Raw genomic sequence first — 16854 nt, 5'->3', positions numbered from 1 at the left:
GCCGCTATAACGCCTTTTGACCAAGTTGTTAAGCCAGCGCTGCAAAACCAGAAGAGGCGGGCATTGCTGCCCGCCTCAAGATCAAATGGTCGAAACCGCTATATTACTTGCAAGCAGCGCAGAAGCGCTGGATGCGACGGCAGGATTCCTCCAGCAGCTCATCCGACGTTGCGTAGGAAATACGGAAGTTCGGGCCGAGACCGAAGGCAGAACCGTGAACCACGGCAACGCCTTCTGCTTCCAGAAGCTCGGTGACGAAATCCTCGTCCGTTTCCATGACCTTGCCCGACGGCGCGGTCTTGCCCATCAGCCCTGCACAGGACGGATAGACATAGAAGGCGCCTTCCGGCTTCGGGCAGGCGATGCCGACGGCCTGATTGAGCATCGAGACGACCAGATCGCGACGCTTTTCAAAGGCAACCTTGCTCATCGGAATGAAGTCCTGCGGACCATTCAGCGCTTCCACCGAAGCCCACTGGGCAATCGAGCAGGCGCCCGACGTCTGCTGGCTCTGGATCGTCGACATCGCGGTGATCAGCGGCGCCGGACCGGCCGCATAGCCGATACGCCAGCCAGTCATGGCATAGGCTTTCGAAACACCGTTCATCGTCAGCGTACGGTCATAAAGACCGGGCTCAACCTGGGCCGGCGTGACGAATTTGAAATCGCCATAGGTCAGATGCTCATACATGTCATCGGTCAGAACCCAGACATTCTCATGCTTCATCAGCACGTCGGTCAGCGCCTTCAACTCATCATGCGAATAGGCGGCGCCCGACGGATTGGACGGCGAGTTGAAGATGAACCACTTGGTCTTCGGCGTGATCGCCTTTTCCAGGTCTTCCGGCTGAAGCTTGAAATTGTTTTCCTGCGTCGTGGCGACGAAAACCGGGGTGCCGCCGCAAAGCGAGACCATCTCGGGATAGGAAACCCAGTAAGGCGCCGGGATAATCACTTCATCGCCCGCATTCAGCGTCGCCATCAGCGCGTTGAACAGGATCTGCTTGCCGCCGGTACCGACGATCACCTGCGAGGCCTTGTAGTCAAGGCCATTCTCGCGCTTGAACTTCGCAACAATCGCCTCACGCAGCGGCTGAATGCCGGGAACGGGCGTATACTTTGTTTCACCGCGCTTGATCGCTTCGATCGCAGCGTCCTTGATATTGTCCGGTGTATCGAAGTCAGGCTCGCCCGCGCCGAGGCTGATCACATCACGGCCTTTCGCTTTGAGGTCGCGGGCTTTCTGGGCCACGGCGATGGTGGCGGAAGGCTTCACACGAGAAAGGGCGTCTGCAAGAAAGGCCATGATCAGTGTCCTGATTTGAATTGAGGTTTTGTCATCTGAAAAGCCGGGTTCACATCGATCTTTTCAGCGTCATTGGTCTAATCGCACTTTTGCGCCGGTTTCAAGAGCAATCGGTCCGCCAGTTTCAAGGCGGCCGCTTTTTCGGCGTCTTTCTTGACGTATCAGCCACAATCTTCCCGCCACGCCAGCGCCTGCAGGCGATCAGATGCAAAGGCGGCGGGCAATATCCACAGGCGCAAAGTCATGAAAGATAAGGTCAGTGCGAACCGAATTAACCTGACATTAATATAATCATAAATCTGCCTTAAATTTTGTTGCACTGACCCAGTTTCGGCCCATCTCAGAACGCAATCTGTTGGTTAATTAGTTCACATCGAAAGGTTGTTCGAAAGGAAACGGGTCATGGAACTGAAAAGATATGCTGCCCGCATCGTTTCCGCCCCAATCGGCAGGACGAAAATGCTGCTGGCATCGCTCGGACTTCTGGCAGCAGCAACGCCGGCCCTTGCCGCACCGGCCGGAAATTATGTCGCACCGCTCGCCCAGGCTGACGGTGTGACGGCGCTGCAGCACCCCTCCGCCCTTCTGCTCAACTACTATCTCATGTTCCCGCAAGGGGCGACGATAGCAGCGCCGGAGAGCCTGGCATCGGGCATGCTGACCAGGGATCTTGTCATGGCAGGCCTGATGGCCACCTTCATAGCCATGGTGGTTGGCGCGTCTTTCCTATGGCGTGAAAGCATCTCCTCATTTGCAAGCGACGAGGAGCGCCGCAACCGTGAAAGCTCCGGCCTGCTCTGATCCTCCAGTCTGCATGAAGGCCAGACAAAAATGCCCGCGCAACAGCGCGGGCCTGGAATTGTAAAACCTTATTTTTCCGTCGTGTCGCGCTGATCAGCCGACCAGGTAACCGGCCACTTGTCGGCCCCGACGCCACTCCCGTCACATGCGCTTTTTCCGCGCTCTTCCGTCAGAACGAGTGGATTGCCCGTCGCACTGTCATCAATGTTCCAGTAATGGGCAACACCGCAATCCCCCAGCCCGCGGCCGAGATAGACTGACGTCAGCTTGCGCTCCTTGAGATCAAAGCTGACATTGTAGACCGTCTCCAGAACGGTAATACCGGCATCGCTGACATTGGGAAATTCGGAGCGGTGAAAGGCTTCGCCGTTGCCGACATAGATCTGGTAGGGCTGGTTATAGGCCCCGCTCGGACCGCAGGGCAAGATGATGGCGGTCCCCGTCGAGGTCTCGAAAGAAAAGGCATCCGCCTGCGCCAGCTGATCATCGGTCGTGTAGCACACGCTCTTTTCGTCACTCAGGTTGCGCAGAACCGAATCCGGCAGCTGGGACAGGCTGTCAATCGCGTGAACCGGTGCATTGGTCGGCGGTGGTGTCGCCCCGAAAGCAATCAGCGCATCGGTCCGGCCGTTGCGTTCCTGAAGGTTGTCGATAAAGCGACCACCATCTTCCAGACCGTCAAGCTTGATATCGCTTGAGATGACGCCCGCAGCGCCACTAAAGCTGATCGTCGCCACCCGTCCTTTGGTCATGGCGGAGAACAGGCTACGGAGCCCATCCGGCTCCTTGACCCCGAACGTGCCCAGCACATCGTCGCGGCTCAGATCCTTGACCGCGACACTATAACGCTCGACACCGTCCACAGCGATGGTGAAATTGCCCTTCGCATCTGCCTTCTGCGAAAAGCCGGGCGGAAAGGGCAGCGACATCAGCAGCGGCGATGACGGATCGATGGTGCGATGCCATTGAAGTCCGCTCAGCCCCGCCTTGTCAGCCGGAGCAGTGGCGGGATTGAACGAGATCGTGCAGTCATAGGCGTTGTCGCAGCTGACGCCCCAGTCGCCGAACTGGCGGAATTCGAAGGCGGACGCCGGCACAGCAAGGCTCACAAGGCTCAAGCCGACGGCAAGGACGGTCCCCGTCAGAGCTTTGCAAATCTTCATCCCACGCGTCCCCTCTCCTGCCAAGTCCAGCGCCAGTTCAAATGTCGCTTGCATTTTCAAACATGCCTTCTAGCAAATCCGTCACGATATGGCGAACCAATTGCGTTACAGCAACAGCCATCCACCAGCATCTCCGGGCCCATGAGCGGTTGATCCTTGCTATCGCTCAGCGCCGGGTTTATGCGACGCAGAAATCCGCCTTTTCCGCGAAAAGCGCAACGACGCGGCGAGCTTATCAACAAACTGCATGAACCACCGATGAACCGACTACAAGCAAACGGCATCCTTCTTCTCGCAGCAGCCATCTGGGGTGGCGGCTTCGTCGCCCAATCCACCGCCATGGCCTATATCGGACCCTACTGGTTTATTGGCATCCGTTTCCTTCTGGCCGCGCTCGTGGTTCTTCCATTCGCGCTCGCCGAGGGCGCCAGATCGCAACGGCGCCTTGTCCGCCACGATTATGGCCATTTCGCGCTCATTGGCATCGCCCTGTTCGGTGGCTCCGCCCTGCAGCAGGTTGGCATCATCCACACCAGCGTCACCAATTCCAGCTTTCTCACCGGTCTTTACGTGCTCGCCGTGCCGGCTATAGCCCTCATCATCCTGCGAAAGCCACCCCACCCGGTCGTCTGGCCCGCAGCCCTCATGGCCCTTGGCGGCATCTACCTTCTGTCCGGCGGCAACCTTTCAAAACTGAATGTCGGCGACTGGCTGACCATTCTCTGTGCGCTTTTCTGGGCCGCGCAGATGACCCTTGTGGGCCTTTTCGTCGGTCCGAGCGGCAGACCCTTGATGCTGTCAGCCGTGCAGTTTCTCGTTTGCGGAATTCTGGGCGTGGCTGCCGGCCTCATCACCGGCGAACATATCAGCCTGGCCTCGATTGCCGGATCATGGACTGAGATCCTCTATGTCGGCGTCGTCTCTTCCGGCGTCGCTTTTGCCCTGCAGGTGATTGGCCAGCGCTATACGACTGCGCCGCAGGCGGCAATCTTCCTGTCAATGGAAACATTATTCGGCGCGCTCGGCGCGGCGCTCTTTCTTCACGAAAGGCTTGTCCCGGCAGGTTATCTTGGCTGCGCATTGATGTTTCTGGCGATCATCATGGTTGAGCTTCTGCCTGAACTTGGACGGAAAAAACAAAATCAAGTCTGAGCAATATCGTTTCTGCGCCTATTCGCGATGCGCAAGAGCCGGAAAGAAAAATGACCTTGCCAGGCACCACTAAACAACCATCATGTGCGATACAGCGGACGGAAAAGGCCGCAACCATGACTTTTGCAGCAAAGTTTCGCTTGCAAATATCCAGCAAACACCGCATTGTAACGGCGTTCGGGCATTTTGCGAGCACGGGAAGACCAATAATCCATGCGCGCCGGAAACGCTAATATTCCGGGCGGTATCTCTTTAGGATTAACCTGAGGTTGCGTCCCGGGATAATCGAGAGCCGCGGTAACAACGGTACCTTTCCTCACAATTCAAGAACTGCCTGCGCTGCCCTTCACGGGCGATCGAGCATTGGAATGATCCCCCTCCGGGAGAAAGCGAGGGCGGAGAGCAAAGGACCCAGAGAATGGCCGAAACAGGCACTGTAAAATTTTTCAACACAGACAAGGGCTACGGCTTCATCAAGCCGGACAATGGCGGCGCGGACATTTTCGTCCATATTTCCGCCGTTCAGTCTTCCGGTTTGACCGGACTGACTGAAAACCAGAAGGTCAGCTTCGACACCGAGCCGGATCGTCGCGGCAAGGGCCCGAAGGCCGTCAACCTGCAGATCGCAGGCTGAGCCCGATCAGCACGGCAAGACCTAAAGACTGGAGACCGCGCGTCTGCAGGGGGGGTTTTGTGACATTTTACCGGCTTTGCCGCTGAAGCAGAACGCATGTTTTGCAACAGCTGTTAAGACCGTTTCGTCAAACGTGGGCGCTTCGCGCGCAGGCGCCTGCATTTATATGCCAATTATCCGCAACGAAGCGGCAATTGCGCATCGACTTCGCCTTTCTCGCGCCTTCCGCGACGCGATTTCTGCAATCTTCTTTGCTCTTGCACCCGTTAAGGCATGGCTTGTGACCGCGCTGCATTGATCTGGCGCATTTCACTGGCCGTTTGGCCTGTTAGCTTGGCATGGAATATCGCGCCGCCCGGCTTCCGCCCGAACAACTGAAGCTCGAACGGCATATTGCCTGCCTGCCCGTGCGGCAGGGTCACTCTGGTCCGTGACTGACGAAAATGGAGAGCGCTTCCCAAATCGGGGAAGCGCTTGAGCCCACCCTGCCGACGCCTGTCAATACCGGCACCGGACATGGACCGGGCTCAAGCGCATCGGCTCAATAAGATTGAGCGTCCTGGGGCGCCCAAAAGGATGCACGGCGCACTATAGCCCCTTGAGGAACGGATTGGTCCTGCGTTCCTCACCAATGCGTCCGCCCGGCCCGTGCCCACAGATAAAGCCGACGTCATCGCCGAGCGGCAGAACCTTGTCGCGGATCGAATTCATCAGGGTCTGGTGGTCACCGCCGGGCAGATCCGTGCGCCCGACAGAGCCGTTGAACAGCACATCGCCGAGATGGGCGAAGCCCTGTTCCCGGTTGAAATAAATGACATGTCCGGGCGCATGGCCGGGGCAATGATAGACCTCGAAGACATGCTCGCCGAAACTGACCGTTTCGCCATCATTGAGAAAACGATCCGGATAGGCGTTATGCACCATGCCTTCCATGTTGAAGCGCTTGGCGCTTTCCTCGATGTTTTCGAGGATCGGCTTGTCAGCCTCGTGCGGACCGATGATCTCAAGCCCAAGCCTCTCCTTCAGCTCCATCGCGCCGCCGGCATGGTCGAGATGGCCATGGGTCAGCCAGATCGCCGAAAGCGTCAGACCATTCTCCTCGAGCGTCTGAATGATCACATCGACATCGCCGCCGGGATCGACAATCACGCCCTGACGGGTTTCCGCATCGAACATGACCGTGCAGTTCTGCTGCAGCGGCGTTACCGGAATGATCCCGGCCTGAAGCTTTGCCATCTGGCTGGCCCTCTCTATGACTTCGCACCCGCAAGCGCGACACACTTCCTCTTTGCCCCGGAAAGCCGGCCCTTTGCCCTTCTCACCGGCGTCGAACGGCGCTAAACCTATGTCAGAATGACCGTTCCTGCCAAGTGCCGGAATGAAGCAGCATCGACAAGGACCGGGGATCGAAATATCGTGTTGAGTGAAGCCAGAAAAGACGCGGAGCGCGCCGATAGTCCACTGGAGGAAACGGATGAGTTCAGGATTGTCGAACTGCTGTTCTTCGCCTATCGCGATTTCGTCTCTGACCCCGACGCCATTCTGGCAGAACTTGGTTTCGGTCGCGCCCATCATCGCGTCATCCACTTCGTTGGCCGCCATCCCGGCATGACTGTCGCGGACCTGCTTGATATTCTCAAGATCACCAAGCAGAGCCTCGCACGCGTTCTGAAACAGCTGATCGATATGGACTATGTGCGCCAGGCCGCCGGCCCGAGCGATCGCCGCCAGCGCCGCCTCTTTCTCACAGAAAAGGGCGAAACCCTGCGCTGCACACTGGTCGCGCCACAGCTGCGACGCATTGAAGGCGCAATGGAAGAGCTTGCACCGGGCGAAAGGCAAACCGTATTCAGCTTTCTCGAAAAGATGTGCGATACGGCCCAGCAGAAATGCTGAACGCAGACAGAATCAATCCGGAGGCCAGTTGAACCGATGAGCAGCACCATGCCCGCCGACGATGCGGCCCATATTCTCATCGTTGATGACGATACCCGCATCCGAACCCTTTTGAAACGCTATCTCGGCGAGAGTGGCTACCGGGTCACCACGGCCAGCGATGCCGCCGATGCCCGCCGCAAGCTTGAAGGGCTGGAATTCGATCTTCTTGTGCTCGACGTGATGATGCCGGGGGAGGACGGGCTTTCGCTCACATCGAGCCTGCGCGAAATCCGCGATGTTCCGGTTTTGCTGCTGACGGCGCGGGCCGAGGCGGACGCCCGCATTGCCGGGCTTGAAGCCGGTGCTGACGACTACCTTGCCAAACCTTTCGAGCCACGGGAGCTTCTGCTGCGGATCAGCAATATCCTGCGGCGCAGCCAGACCGTGCAGCCCCGAACCATTGAGGTCGTCATGTTCGGCCCCTATGCCTATTCATTCGCCCGCAAGGAGCTGAAGAAGGGCAGTGAGCTGATCCGGCTCACGGATCGCGAGCAGGACATCATGTCGATGCTGGCATCCAAGGTGGGGGAAACCGTCGGCAGGCTTGATCTCGCCAGTTCGACCTCTGACATCAACGAGCGCACGATCGATGTTCAGATCAACCGGCTGCGCCGCAAGATCGAGACCGACCCGGCCAATCCGCGCTATCTCCAGACGGTGCGCGGCATCGGCTATCGGCTGAGCCGGGACTAGCGCATGCCAGCACGACTGAAACAGCGGCTGCTCACCTTTTTGCGGCGGTGGGGAAATCTCAACCGGCGGCTCTGGTCCAGCCTGTGCAGCGTTCCTTCCGTGCCGCCCGGACGCCAGATTCTCGGCTCCTACAAGACCTTCGCGCGTTTCGTCCATCACCGCTTGCCGCGCGGCCTCTATGCCCGCTCGCTGCTCATCATCATCATGCCGATGCTGTTGCTGCAGGCTGTCATTGCCACGGTGTTCATGGAGCGCCACTGGCAGATGGTGACAGAGCGGCTTTCCGCCGCGGTAACCGGCGATATCGCCGCCATCATCGATCTGATCGAAAGCACCGGTCCGGACACCTATGACGATATCATCCGGATTGCCCGCGAGGACATGAACCTGCGGGTGGCAATCGAGCCGGACGGACAATTGCCGCCGCCGCTGCCGAAACCCTTCTTCGGCCTTTTGGATCAGGTGCTTGCCCAGCAGATCTCCGAGCGCATCGGCCGCCCCTTCTTCATCGACACGGTCGGCAATTCCCGCCTTGTCGAAATCCGGATCAAGCTCGACAAGGGCATTCTGCGCGTCTTCGCCCGGCGCAGCATGACCTATGCGTCCAATACCCACATCTTCATTCTCTGGATGGTTGGAACGTCACTGGTGCTGATCGGCATTGCCACACTGTTCCTGCGCGGCCAGATCCGCCCGATCCTTTCACTGACCCGCGCGGCGGAGAATTTCGGCAAGGGTCAGAGATCAACCGCCCCCTTCACGCCACGCGGCGCCGTGGAAATTCGCCGCGCCGGCCTCGCCTTCGTGCTGATGCGCGAACGCATCGAACGCCAGATCGAGCAAAGGACGACCATGCTCAATGGCGTCAGCCACGATCTCAGGACGATCCTGACACGCTTCAAGCTGCAACTCGCTTTGCTGGACAGCTCTCCCGAGATCGAGGCGCTCAATGAAGATGTCGAAGAAATGCAGAGCATGCTGCAGGGCTATATCGACTTTGCCCGCGGCGATGGCGAGGAGACATCCGACACCGTCAGCCTCGGCGCCCTGATGGAGCGCCAGCAGGAAGATTTCGAACTTCACGGAAAAATCCTGAACTATACGATCGAAGGCGACGACGAGATTGAGGTGCGGCCCAACGCCTTTGCCCGGCTTGTCGGCAATCTGGCATCCAATGCGCGCCGTTACGCCAACCGGCTGGACGTCACCGTACGCCACGAGCGCAAATGGGTGACCATCATCTTTGACGATGACGGCCCCGGCATTCCCGCAGAAAGGCGCGAGGATGTGTTCAAGCCGTTCCTCAGGCTTGATGATGCGCGCAATCTCGATTCGTCCGGTACCGGTCTCGGTCTTGCCATCGCCAGGGATCTCGCCCGCAGCCACGGCGGCAATGTCACGCTTGACGACAGCCCGCTCGGCGGCCTGCGCGCCGTCATCGCAATTCCGGTGTGAAGGACTATTCCGGCGTGACGTATGGGCAGCCTTGGCTCACATCAGGCGCTGGCCATTGGGCAGCGCAATATCGACACCTGCGAGCACGATGGCACCATCACCATCGGCAAAACCGAGTGTCAGCACCTCGGAGCGCACCGGACCGATCTGGCGCGGTGGGAAATTCACCACCGCCAGAACCTGACGTCCCACGAGCCTGTCGGGCGCATAGTGCACCGTAATCTGAGCCGATGAGCGCTTGATGCCGATCTCGCTGCCGAAATCAATGCGAAGCTTGTAGGCGGGTTTGCGCGCTTCAGGAAAAGTCTCCGCCTCGACAATCGTGCCGACACGGATATCGACCTTCATAAAATCGTCAAAGCTGATTTCGTCGGAAGCCATATGTCTGTTCCCCGGATGGGATTGGTTAACCGGCCGGCGATCAGCCCGAAAGCTCTTCGGAACGCGCACGCGCGGCGGCGAGCGCCTTGTCAAAGACGGGCTGAAGCGCATCCTCGGCCATCAGATGTGCAAGGGCTGCAGCCGTGGTGCCGCCCGGCGAGGTCACATTCTTGCGCAAAGTCGCGGCATCATCGCCGGCACCTTCAAGCAGTGCGCCAGCGCCGATCACCGTACCGCGCGCGAGCCGCATGGCAAGGTCTTCGGGCAGGCCAAGCTTGCGCCCGGCCTCCGCCATGCACTCGACCAGATAGAAGACATAGGCCGGACCACTGCCGGAAACGGCCGTGACCGCATCGATATCGGCTTCCTTTTCCACCCACTCGACCTGGCCGACCGCAGACAGCAGCGTTTCGGCATCCGCTTTCTGCTGCGCCCCGGCGCGCGCATTGGCAAAGGCACCGATCATGCCCTTCTTGACCATCGCCGGCGTGTTCGGGATCGTGCGGATCATGGCAAGCGCGCCGAGACGTTCCTCGAAATAGGACAGCGTCTTGCCCGCGGCAATCGAGATCACCAGCGTATCGGGGCCGATCACCGGCGCAAGCGTTTCAAGCACCGCATACATGACCTGCGGCTTGACCGCGAGGACAAGGATATCGGCCGTGACATTTTCCGGCGGAAGCATGGCATAGCTGACGCCGCTGCGGTCCATCAGCGCGCGAATGGAATCAGACGGGTTGGGATCGATCACCAGAACATTGTCAGGCCGGATACCGCCGGCGATCCAGCCGGACAGCATCGCGCCGCCCATATTGCCGGCACCGACCAGTACCAGTTTGCCAAGTCCAGCAAGTGACGACATCTCAGGCTTCCCCCACGGTTTCGAAGAGAACGGCCGCCAGCGCCTCATCGGCAGACATGCCCGACCAGACGACGAACTGGAACGCCTGAAAATAGGCCTCGCAGGAATCAAGCCCGAAGGACAGCAATCCTTCGACCTGCTGATTGGTCGGTTCGGCACCACCGGCCAGAAGCAGGGACTGGCGGAAGACGACAACGCTTTCTTGCCGCCAGAAGTCAAAATGCCCCATCAGCACCTGACCATTGACCCGCGTCAGCAGCTTGACGACCTCGTTCATGCGCCTGTCAGGCACTTTGAGATCAAAGGCGCAGGCCAGATGCAGCGCCTCGCAATCCGCCATCCAGGAGAAGGAAACATGATAGTCGGCCCAGCGGCCGCCAACCGTCATGGCAATCTCATCCTCACCGGAACGCTCAAACGACCAGTCATTGCTGGAGGCCACGAACTCAATCATGTCCACCGGATTGGACTGCCGTTCCATTTCCCACTCGAGAAGGCTCATCAATCACCTTTCAGGTTGAAGACCTGAAGCTTACAATGCGGTATCGCAGTAACGAACACCAGCGCCTGAAGCCACGCTCCACCGAATTCCAAAATTTCGAATCATCTTTTAAAATCAGTCTATAACGCGGCTCAGGGAACGGAAGCCCCAAGATCGCCAGAACGGTGCCAAGCCAGCACCCAGAAGCTGCGAAAATGATTCAGGTGAGACTCTTAAGCGATTCATGACACTGGCTTTTTTCGGCATGTCCACAGGCCGGTTTTTTTTTGAAAGAAATGTGGGAAAAACTCGGCAAAGGCGCAAAACAGAAAGCCCCGGCAAAAAACCGGGGCCTTTCCTGTGATCAAAAGCAGCGTCAAACGGGCAAACGCCCTGATTCATTGCGTTGTCGCCGCTAGCATTGAAGCGTCAACGACAGATACGCTTACTCCGCCTTGTCGGCGAGTCTGGCTTCCAGAGCGGCAATTTTCGCCGCCAGCGCCTCATTCTCGTCACGGGCCTTGATGGCCATTTCACGCACGGCCTCGAACTCGTCGCGCTTGACGATGTCCATGCTGTTGAGCCAGCGCTCGGCCTGTGCCTTGAAGGCGGTCTCTACATCCTTGCCAGCGCTCTGCACGGTGCCGGCGGCGTCCGTCATCAGCTTGGCCAGATCATCAAGAATGCGATTTGTACCGGTGCTCATTCCTGTCTCCCTCATGAAAATGCCGGGCAGGCTTGGCGCCCGTTCCAGAACTCAAGTAGTGACAGCCGCGCTGACACGCAAGACCAAAAGCCACCAAAGCGACGTCTTGACCCCGTCACAAAGACCGGCCATCTTCGCCGCCATCATAATGGAACTCAGCCCTTGCAGCCAGATCAGATCGTCGAAGCCTCGCTCAGCTACCCCAATATCGACCCGATAGCCTTCAGCCTCGGCCCGCTTGCCGTGCACTGGTATGGCATCGCCTATGTCGCGGGCATCCTCATCGGCTGGCTCTATGCCCGCTACCTGCTGAAGCAGACGCAGCTCTGGCGCGGTGCAACGCCGCCGCTGACGCAGAACAAGCTCGACGATTTCATCACCTGGTCGGTGCTCGGAATCATCATCGGCGGGCGGCTCGGTTACATGCTGTTTTACGACCTGCCGCAATTGACCGCAGATCCGTTGCTGATCTTCAGGATCTGGGATGGCGGCATGTCCTTCCATGGCGGCCTCTTGGGCATGATCACGGTGATGATCCTGTTTTCGCACCGCAACCGGATTTCCACCTGGAGCCTGTTCGACCTGATCGCGACGGTAACGCCGGTCGGGCTTTTCTTCGGCCGGATCGCCAATTTCATCAATGGCGAGCTGTGGGGCCGGGTGTCCGACGTGCCCTGGGCGATGGTGTTTCCCACCGGCGGCCCCTTGCCGCGCCACCCGAGCCAGCTCTATGAAGCCGGCCTCGAGGGGCTTTTCAGCCTGCTGGTCCTGTTCATGCTGGTGCGTTTCCTCGGCACGCTGAAGAAGCCGGGGCTGACATCGAGCGTCTTCATCTGCCTTTACGCCCTGTCGCGGATCTTCGTCGAATTTTTCCGCCAGCCGGATATCCAGCTTGGCTATCTCTATGGCGGCTGGCTGACCATGGGCATGATCCTGTCCCTGCCCATGCTTGCCGTGGGCCTGTGGGGCGTCTGGTTTGCCATAAACCGCGCCCGCCGGTATGAAACGGGCACGCCGGCGTGATCACGGCACTCGGCGAAAAACTGGTGCGCATGATCGCTGAAGACGGCCCGATCCCGGTCAGCGTCTATTTCCAGCTCTGCCTTGCCGATCCCGAATATGGCTATTACCTGACCCGCGACCCGCTCGGACGTGCCGGTGACTTCACCACCGCACCGGAAATCTCTCAGCTGTTCGGCGAACTGGTCGGCACCTGTCTTGTCGCCGCCTGGCAGGCCCATGGCCGTCCGGATCGCGTGGTGCTGATCGAGGGCGGCCCCGGGCGCGGCACGATGATGGCTGACATGCTGAAGGTGATCGCCCGCCTCGCCCCTGCCCTCTATGCTGGCGTTTCGGTCTATCTGCTCGAAACAAGCCCGGAACTTCGCAAACGGCAGCGCGAAACGCTTAGCCAGCACCAGCAGAAACTCCACTGGGTCGACCGGCTGGAGGCCGTTCCGGAAGGTTTTACGCTCTTTGTCGCCAATGAGCTTTTCGACGCCCTGCCGATCCGCCAATTCGTCAAGACCGGCGGCGGCTTTTTCGAACGGCTGGTCGGCCTTGATGACGCGGGAACGCTCGCCTTTCGAACCGGGCCGGCACGGCTGGATCCCGGATCACTGCCACCGGATGCCGATACCCAGCCCGAGGGAAGCCTTTATGAAATCGCGCCGGCCCGCGAAGCGCTGATGGCAGAGATTTCTCAACGCCTGAAGCGGGATAACGGCACGGCGCTGATCATCGATTACGGCCATCTGCAGCCCGGCACGGGTGATACGCTGCAGGCCCTTTATCGGCACAGATTTGATCCTGTTCTGGCCCATCCGGGTGAGGCCGATCTGACCAGCCATGTCGACTTCTTCGCACTGGCATCCGTCGCTGCAGCTGCCGGCCTGCATGTGCACCCACCGTTGATGCAGGGCGATTTTCTCGCCGGTCTCGGCCTTGGCGCCCGCGCATCGCAGCTGGGCCGTGGCCGCGACACGACGACGCAGAAGACGATCATCGAGGCCGCGCAGCGTCTAGCCGGCAATGGCGCTGGTGAAATGGGGGACCTGTTCAAGGTGCTCGCCGTCTCCGGTGCGACAATCGCGCTGCCGCCATTCTTACCCGCCGATTGACATTGGCGCCTGCGCCAACCACCATCGCTATCAAAACCTGAAACGAGGAAGCGCGCCATGCTCAACAGGACGCCGGATCTGGCTCCCCTGCAAAGTTCACGTCTTGCAGAAAAGACGGCCGGAACATCCATCCGTCATGGTTTTTTCTCCCGTGTGGGCGGTGTCTCGACCGGTATCTATGCCAGCCTCAATTGCGGCCCCGGCTCCAAGGACAAGGCCGAGGATGTTCACGAGAACCGCAGCCGCGTTGCCAGATGGTTCGGTGCCGGGACCGAAAATCTCGTCACGGTTCATCAGGTTCACTCCGCCGATGCGGTGACGGTATCCGCGCCCTTTTCCGGCGACCAGCCGAAAGCCGACGCGCTGGTGACGCGCACGCCCGGCCTTGTGCTCGGCGTACTGACGGCCGATTGCGGGCCGGTGCTGTTTGCCGATCCTGAGGCGGGCGTTATCGCGGCGGCACATTCGGGCTGGCGCGGCGCCGTGACAGGCATTCTGGAAGCAACCATCGCGGCGATGGAAAAGATGGGCGCCAGCCGCGCCAACATCACGGCTTGCCTCGGACCTGCCATTTCTCGCGCCGCCTATGAAGTTGGCCCGGAATTTGTCGCGACATTCAAGGAACACAATGCCGACAATCACCGTTTCTTCTCGCCATCGATCAACCGGGGCCATGCCATGTTCGATCTGCCGGCCTTTGTCGGAGAGAAGCTCGGCGCGGCAGGCGTCGGTTTCGAGATCATGGATCACTGCACCTATGGCGATGAGGACGGACTATTTTCCTACCGTAGAACCACGCATCGGCGTGAACCGGATTATGGCCGGCAGATCTCTGCCATTGCACTTGGAGAGCACTAGATGGAACCGGTATTTTCGAGCGAAGAATATCAGGACCGCCTGGAACGGCTGACAGCCGGCCTCAAGGCCCGAAAACTGGATGCAATCCTGCTCTTCGCCCAGGAAAGCATGTACTGGCTGACTGGCTTTGACACATTCGGCTTCGTGTTCTTCCAATGCCTTGTCGTCACCGCCGATGGCCGCATGGCACTTCTGACCCGGTCCGCCGATCTGAGGCAGGCGCGGCTGACCTCCAACATTGCCGATATCCGCATCTGGGTCGATCGCGGGCAGAGCGACCCGAGTCGCGACCTGAAGGAGCTGATGTCGGACTTCGACCTGCTGGGCGCCAGGGTCGGGGTGGAATACGATACCCACGGCATGACCGGGCGTGTCGCCAACCAGATCGAAAGCCAGCTTCAGACCTTTTGCCAGCTCGAAGACGCCTCCTATCTTGTCAGCCAGCTGCGCCTGATCAAGAGCCCGGCAGAGATCGCCTATATCGAACGGGCCGCAGCGCTTTGCGATGATGCGCTGGATGCGGCCCTGCCGCTATCCGTCGCCGGTGGCAGTGAGGCCGATATTCTTGCCGCCATGCACGCCGCCGTCTATTCCGGCGGCGGCGATCCGCCTGCCAATGATTTCATCATCGGCTCCGGTGAGGCAGCGCTTCTGTGCCGCTCCAAAACCGGCCGCCGCCGTCTCGATCAGGATGATCAGCTGACCCTCGAATGGGCGGGCGTCTACCGCCACTATCACGTTGCCGCGATGCGGACCCTTCTGACCGGCAAGCCTTCCGACAGGCACAATGAACTCTATCGGGCCTGCCATGAGTGTATCGAGGCGATCGAGGAAATTCTTCGCCCCGGCAATAATTTCGGCAGCGTCTTTGACCGCCACGCCGAGGTCATGGACGCCTTCAGCCTCTCCCGCCACCGGCTGAATGCCTGCGGCTATTCGCTGGGCGCCCGCTTTGCCCCCTCATGGATGGAGCACCAGATGTTTCATACCGGCAATATGCAGGCCATCGCGCCGGGCATGTCGCTCTTCGTCCATATGATCATCATGGATTCCGATACCGGTACCGCCATGACGCTCGGTCGAACCTATCTGACCACAGAAAATGCACCACGGCCGCTGTCACGCCATCCGCTGAGCATGATCCACCGTTGATCGGTCCCTTCGCCGCAGAATTGACAATATCACACGGCTGCATCAGGAAGCTTTAAGACAAGTGGTTTAAGGACTTGGACGTCGGCCTCTCACATCGCTGACATATCGAAGAAACAGATACGCGTGACAGACGACAGCGGTCGATCGGCTGCTGCGCGCGGAAACGAAGCAAGGGATTGAACGTGGCGGGCAAATTTGCGGGCCTTGCATTGTTGGCCATGACACTCACGGCATGCACGACGAGTGATGCACTGAATGTAAGCCAGTCCCCGCCGCAGGCTATTGGCGGCAATGGTCAGCCGACACTGATGCAGACAAGCCCGCTTGCGGCAACGGTTCCCGACGACAGCGTCACCAGCCAGAGCCTGCCGCCACCATCGACCGGATCACAGCAACAAACCTATCAGCAGGCAAGCCCGCCAACGACCTATGCGGGGGTCACTGCAGCTGCGACGGCCTCGGCGACGACGCTGAACGACACACCCGGCATTGGCCGGGCGCCAAGCACATTTGGTGCGCAGGCCGCCAGTCTTTCAAACGACACGCCGGCCCTGCCGGCCGGCCAGGCAACGGCGCCGGCCTTGACCGCATCCGTTCAGCAGCCCGCGCAAGCCCCGCAACAGGTCCAGGCGTCTAGCCCGCAACCCGTCGCAACGGCGGCCCCTGCACCACAGACAGTGGCCCCCAGCACAGCCGGTGCATCTCAGACAACGTCGCTTGCCAATGCCAGTTCGATCCGATTCCTGCCGATTGTCGGAGCGCCGGATGACAAGCTGCAGCCGCTCTCCTCGCGTCTCGGTGAAGGGGCACGTGCTGCCGGGCTCACCATTGAGCCGATGAGCGATGACAATGCAGATCTCAGCCTCAAGGGCTATTTCTCGGCGGTGAAAAAGGATGACAGCGTCGCGGTGATCTATGTCTGGGATGTCATGGATGCCAAGGGCCAGCGCGTTCATCGCATTCAGGGCCAGCAGGAGGTACCGCCGACAACGTCGAGCGACCCCTGGAGCGCCGTTCCGAACCAGACCATGGAGACCATCGGTCAGAAGAGCGTCGCCGATCTGATGGTCTGGCTGGATTCGCAGGGGTGATGCTCCGCGAGACCCAAGCGCGACACCGAAATGACACCCTTCCGTCATAAATCGACGGAAA

18 protein-coding genes are annotated in these 16854 nt (G+C 59.6%); 11 read left to right on the top strand and 7 right to left on the bottom strand.

Going from position 1 to position 16854, the window contains the following annotated elements; genetic code table 11:
* Window positions 1-103 precede the first annotated feature (103 nt).
* Window positions 104-1306, bottom strand: coding sequence for a pyridoxal phosphate-dependent aminotransferase (locus tag HCK86_RS16035; RefSeq protein ID WP_176085490.1), 1203 nt, complete (start codon window positions 1304-1306; stop codon window positions 104-106).
* A 402-nt stretch (window positions 1307-1708) separates the two neighbouring features.
* Here HCK86_RS16035 and HCK86_RS16030 point away from each other — a divergent pair, with 402 nt between their 5' ends.
* A complete protein-coding gene (locus HCK86_RS16030) occupies window positions 1709-2107 on the top strand; it encodes a hypothetical protein (RefSeq protein WP_176085489.1) in 399 nt (132 codons plus the stop codon).
* Between the two features lie 68 nt (window positions 2108-2175).
* Here the strand turns inward: HCK86_RS16030 and HCK86_RS16025 are convergent, their stop codons facing one another.
* Window positions 2176-3270: a DUF1176 domain-containing protein gene (locus tag HCK86_RS16025; RefSeq protein WP_176085488.1), complete on the bottom strand. Its 1095-nt coding sequence runs from the start codon at window positions 3268-3270 to the stop codon at window positions 2176-2178.
* A 258-nt stretch (window positions 3271-3528) separates the two neighbouring features.
* Here HCK86_RS16025 and HCK86_RS16020 point away from each other — a divergent pair, with 258 nt between their 5' ends.
* On the top strand, window positions 3529-4422 hold the full coding sequence (locus HCK86_RS16020) for a DMT family transporter (protein WP_176085487.1): 894 nt from the start codon (window positions 3529-3531) through the stop codon (window positions 4420-4422).
* A gap of 418 nt (window positions 4423-4840) precedes the next feature.
* Complete coding sequence (locus HCK86_RS16015; protein WP_176085486.1) at window positions 4841-5056, top strand: cold-shock protein; 216 nt, start codon at window positions 4841-4843, stop codon at window positions 5054-5056.
* A 588-nt stretch (window positions 5057-5644) separates the two neighbouring features.
* Here HCK86_RS16015 and HCK86_RS16010 read toward each other — a convergent pair.
* Complete coding sequence (locus HCK86_RS16010) at window positions 5645-6292, bottom strand: MBL fold metallo-hydrolase (RefSeq protein ID WP_176085485.1); 648 nt, start codon at window positions 6290-6292, stop codon at window positions 5645-5647.
* Between the two features lie 183 nt (window positions 6293-6475).
* Here HCK86_RS16010 and HCK86_RS16005 point away from each other — a divergent pair, with 183 nt between their 5' ends.
* The 3 genes from HCK86_RS16005 to HCK86_RS15995 are packed head-to-tail and all read left to right on the top strand — an operon-like array spanning window position 6476 to window position 9142.
* Window positions 6476-6952: a MarR family transcriptional regulator gene (locus HCK86_RS16005; protein WP_246739631.1), complete on the top strand. Its 477-nt coding sequence runs from the start codon at window positions 6476-6478 to the stop codon at window positions 6950-6952.
* 36 nt (window positions 6953-6988) lie between these two features.
* The gene (locus HCK86_RS16000; RefSeq protein WP_176085483.1) at window positions 6989-7687 is read left to right on the top strand and encodes a response regulator; all 699 of its coding nucleotides are present in this window, start codon (window positions 6989-6991) and stop codon (window positions 7685-7687) included.
* A gap of 3 nt (window positions 7688-7690) precedes the next feature.
* The gene (locus tag HCK86_RS15995; RefSeq protein WP_176085482.1) at window positions 7691-9142 is read left to right on the top strand and encodes an ATP-binding protein; all 1452 of its coding nucleotides are present in this window, start codon (window positions 7691-7693) and stop codon (window positions 9140-9142) included.
* Between the two features lie 36 nt (window positions 9143-9178).
* Here HCK86_RS15995 and HCK86_RS15990 read toward each other — a convergent pair whose 3' ends face one another.
* From HCK86_RS15990 to HCK86_RS15975, 4 genes are all read right to left on the bottom strand, one after another.
* Complete coding sequence (locus tag HCK86_RS15990; RefSeq protein WP_176085481.1) at window positions 9179-9523, bottom strand: tRNA-binding protein; 345 nt, start codon at window positions 9521-9523, stop codon at window positions 9179-9181.
* Between the two features lie 40 nt (window positions 9524-9563).
* On the bottom strand, window positions 9564-10385 hold the full coding sequence (proC, locus tag HCK86_RS15985) for a pyrroline-5-carboxylate reductase (RefSeq protein ID WP_176085480.1): 822 nt from the start codon (window positions 10383-10385) through the stop codon (window positions 9564-9566).
* Between the two features lies 1 nt (window position 10386).
* Window positions 10387-10887: a YbjN domain-containing protein gene (locus tag HCK86_RS15980; protein ID WP_176085479.1), complete on the bottom strand. Its 501-nt coding sequence runs from the start codon at window positions 10885-10887 to the stop codon at window positions 10387-10389.
* Between the two features lie 424 nt (window positions 10888-11311).
* Window positions 11312-11572: an accessory factor UbiK family protein gene (locus HCK86_RS15975; RefSeq protein WP_176085478.1), complete on the bottom strand. Its 261-nt coding sequence runs from the start codon at window positions 11570-11572 to the stop codon at window positions 11312-11314.
* A gap of 162 nt (window positions 11573-11734) precedes the next feature.
* Between HCK86_RS15975 and lgt the strand changes: the two genes are divergently transcribed.
* The 5 genes from lgt to HCK86_RS15950 all read left to right on the top strand — a co-directional run bounded on the left by lgt (window position 11735) and on the right by HCK86_RS15950 (window position 16793).
* Window positions 11735-12595: a prolipoprotein diacylglyceryl transferase gene (lgt, locus tag HCK86_RS15970; protein WP_176085477.1), complete on the top strand. Its 861-nt coding sequence runs from the start codon at window positions 11735-11737 to the stop codon at window positions 12593-12595.
* Entirely contained in the window at window positions 12592-13692 is a 1101-nt protein-coding gene (locus HCK86_RS15965; protein ID WP_176085476.1) for a class I SAM-dependent methyltransferase, read from the top strand. Before lgt ends, HCK86_RS15965 begins: the two co-directional genes overlap by 4 nt.
* A gap of 57 nt (window positions 13693-13749) precedes the next feature.
* Window positions 13750-14550, top strand: a complete 801-nt coding sequence (gene pgeF, locus HCK86_RS15960; protein WP_176085475.1) for a peptidoglycan editing factor PgeF — start codon at window positions 13750-13752, stop codon at window positions 14548-14550.
* Window positions 14551-15702 (top strand): Xaa-Pro peptidase family protein, encoded by a 1152-nt coding sequence (locus HCK86_RS15955; RefSeq protein ID WP_176085474.1) that lies wholly within the window; start codon window positions 14551-14553, stop codon window positions 15700-15702.
* 218 nt (window positions 15703-15920) lie between these two features.
* Window positions 15921-16793, top strand: coding sequence for a hypothetical protein (locus HCK86_RS15950; protein ID WP_176085473.1), 873 nt, complete (start codon window positions 15921-15923; stop codon window positions 16791-16793).
* Window positions 16794-16854: the final 61 nt, after the last annotated feature.

Source organism: Martelella sp. HB161492, assembly GCF_013184775.1.
GTDB lineage: Bacteria > Pseudomonadota > Alphaproteobacteria > Rhizobiales > Rhizobiaceae > Martelella.
Note: the sequence above shows the minus strand (reverse complement) of the source record. Positions and strands in the feature narration are given on the sequence as shown.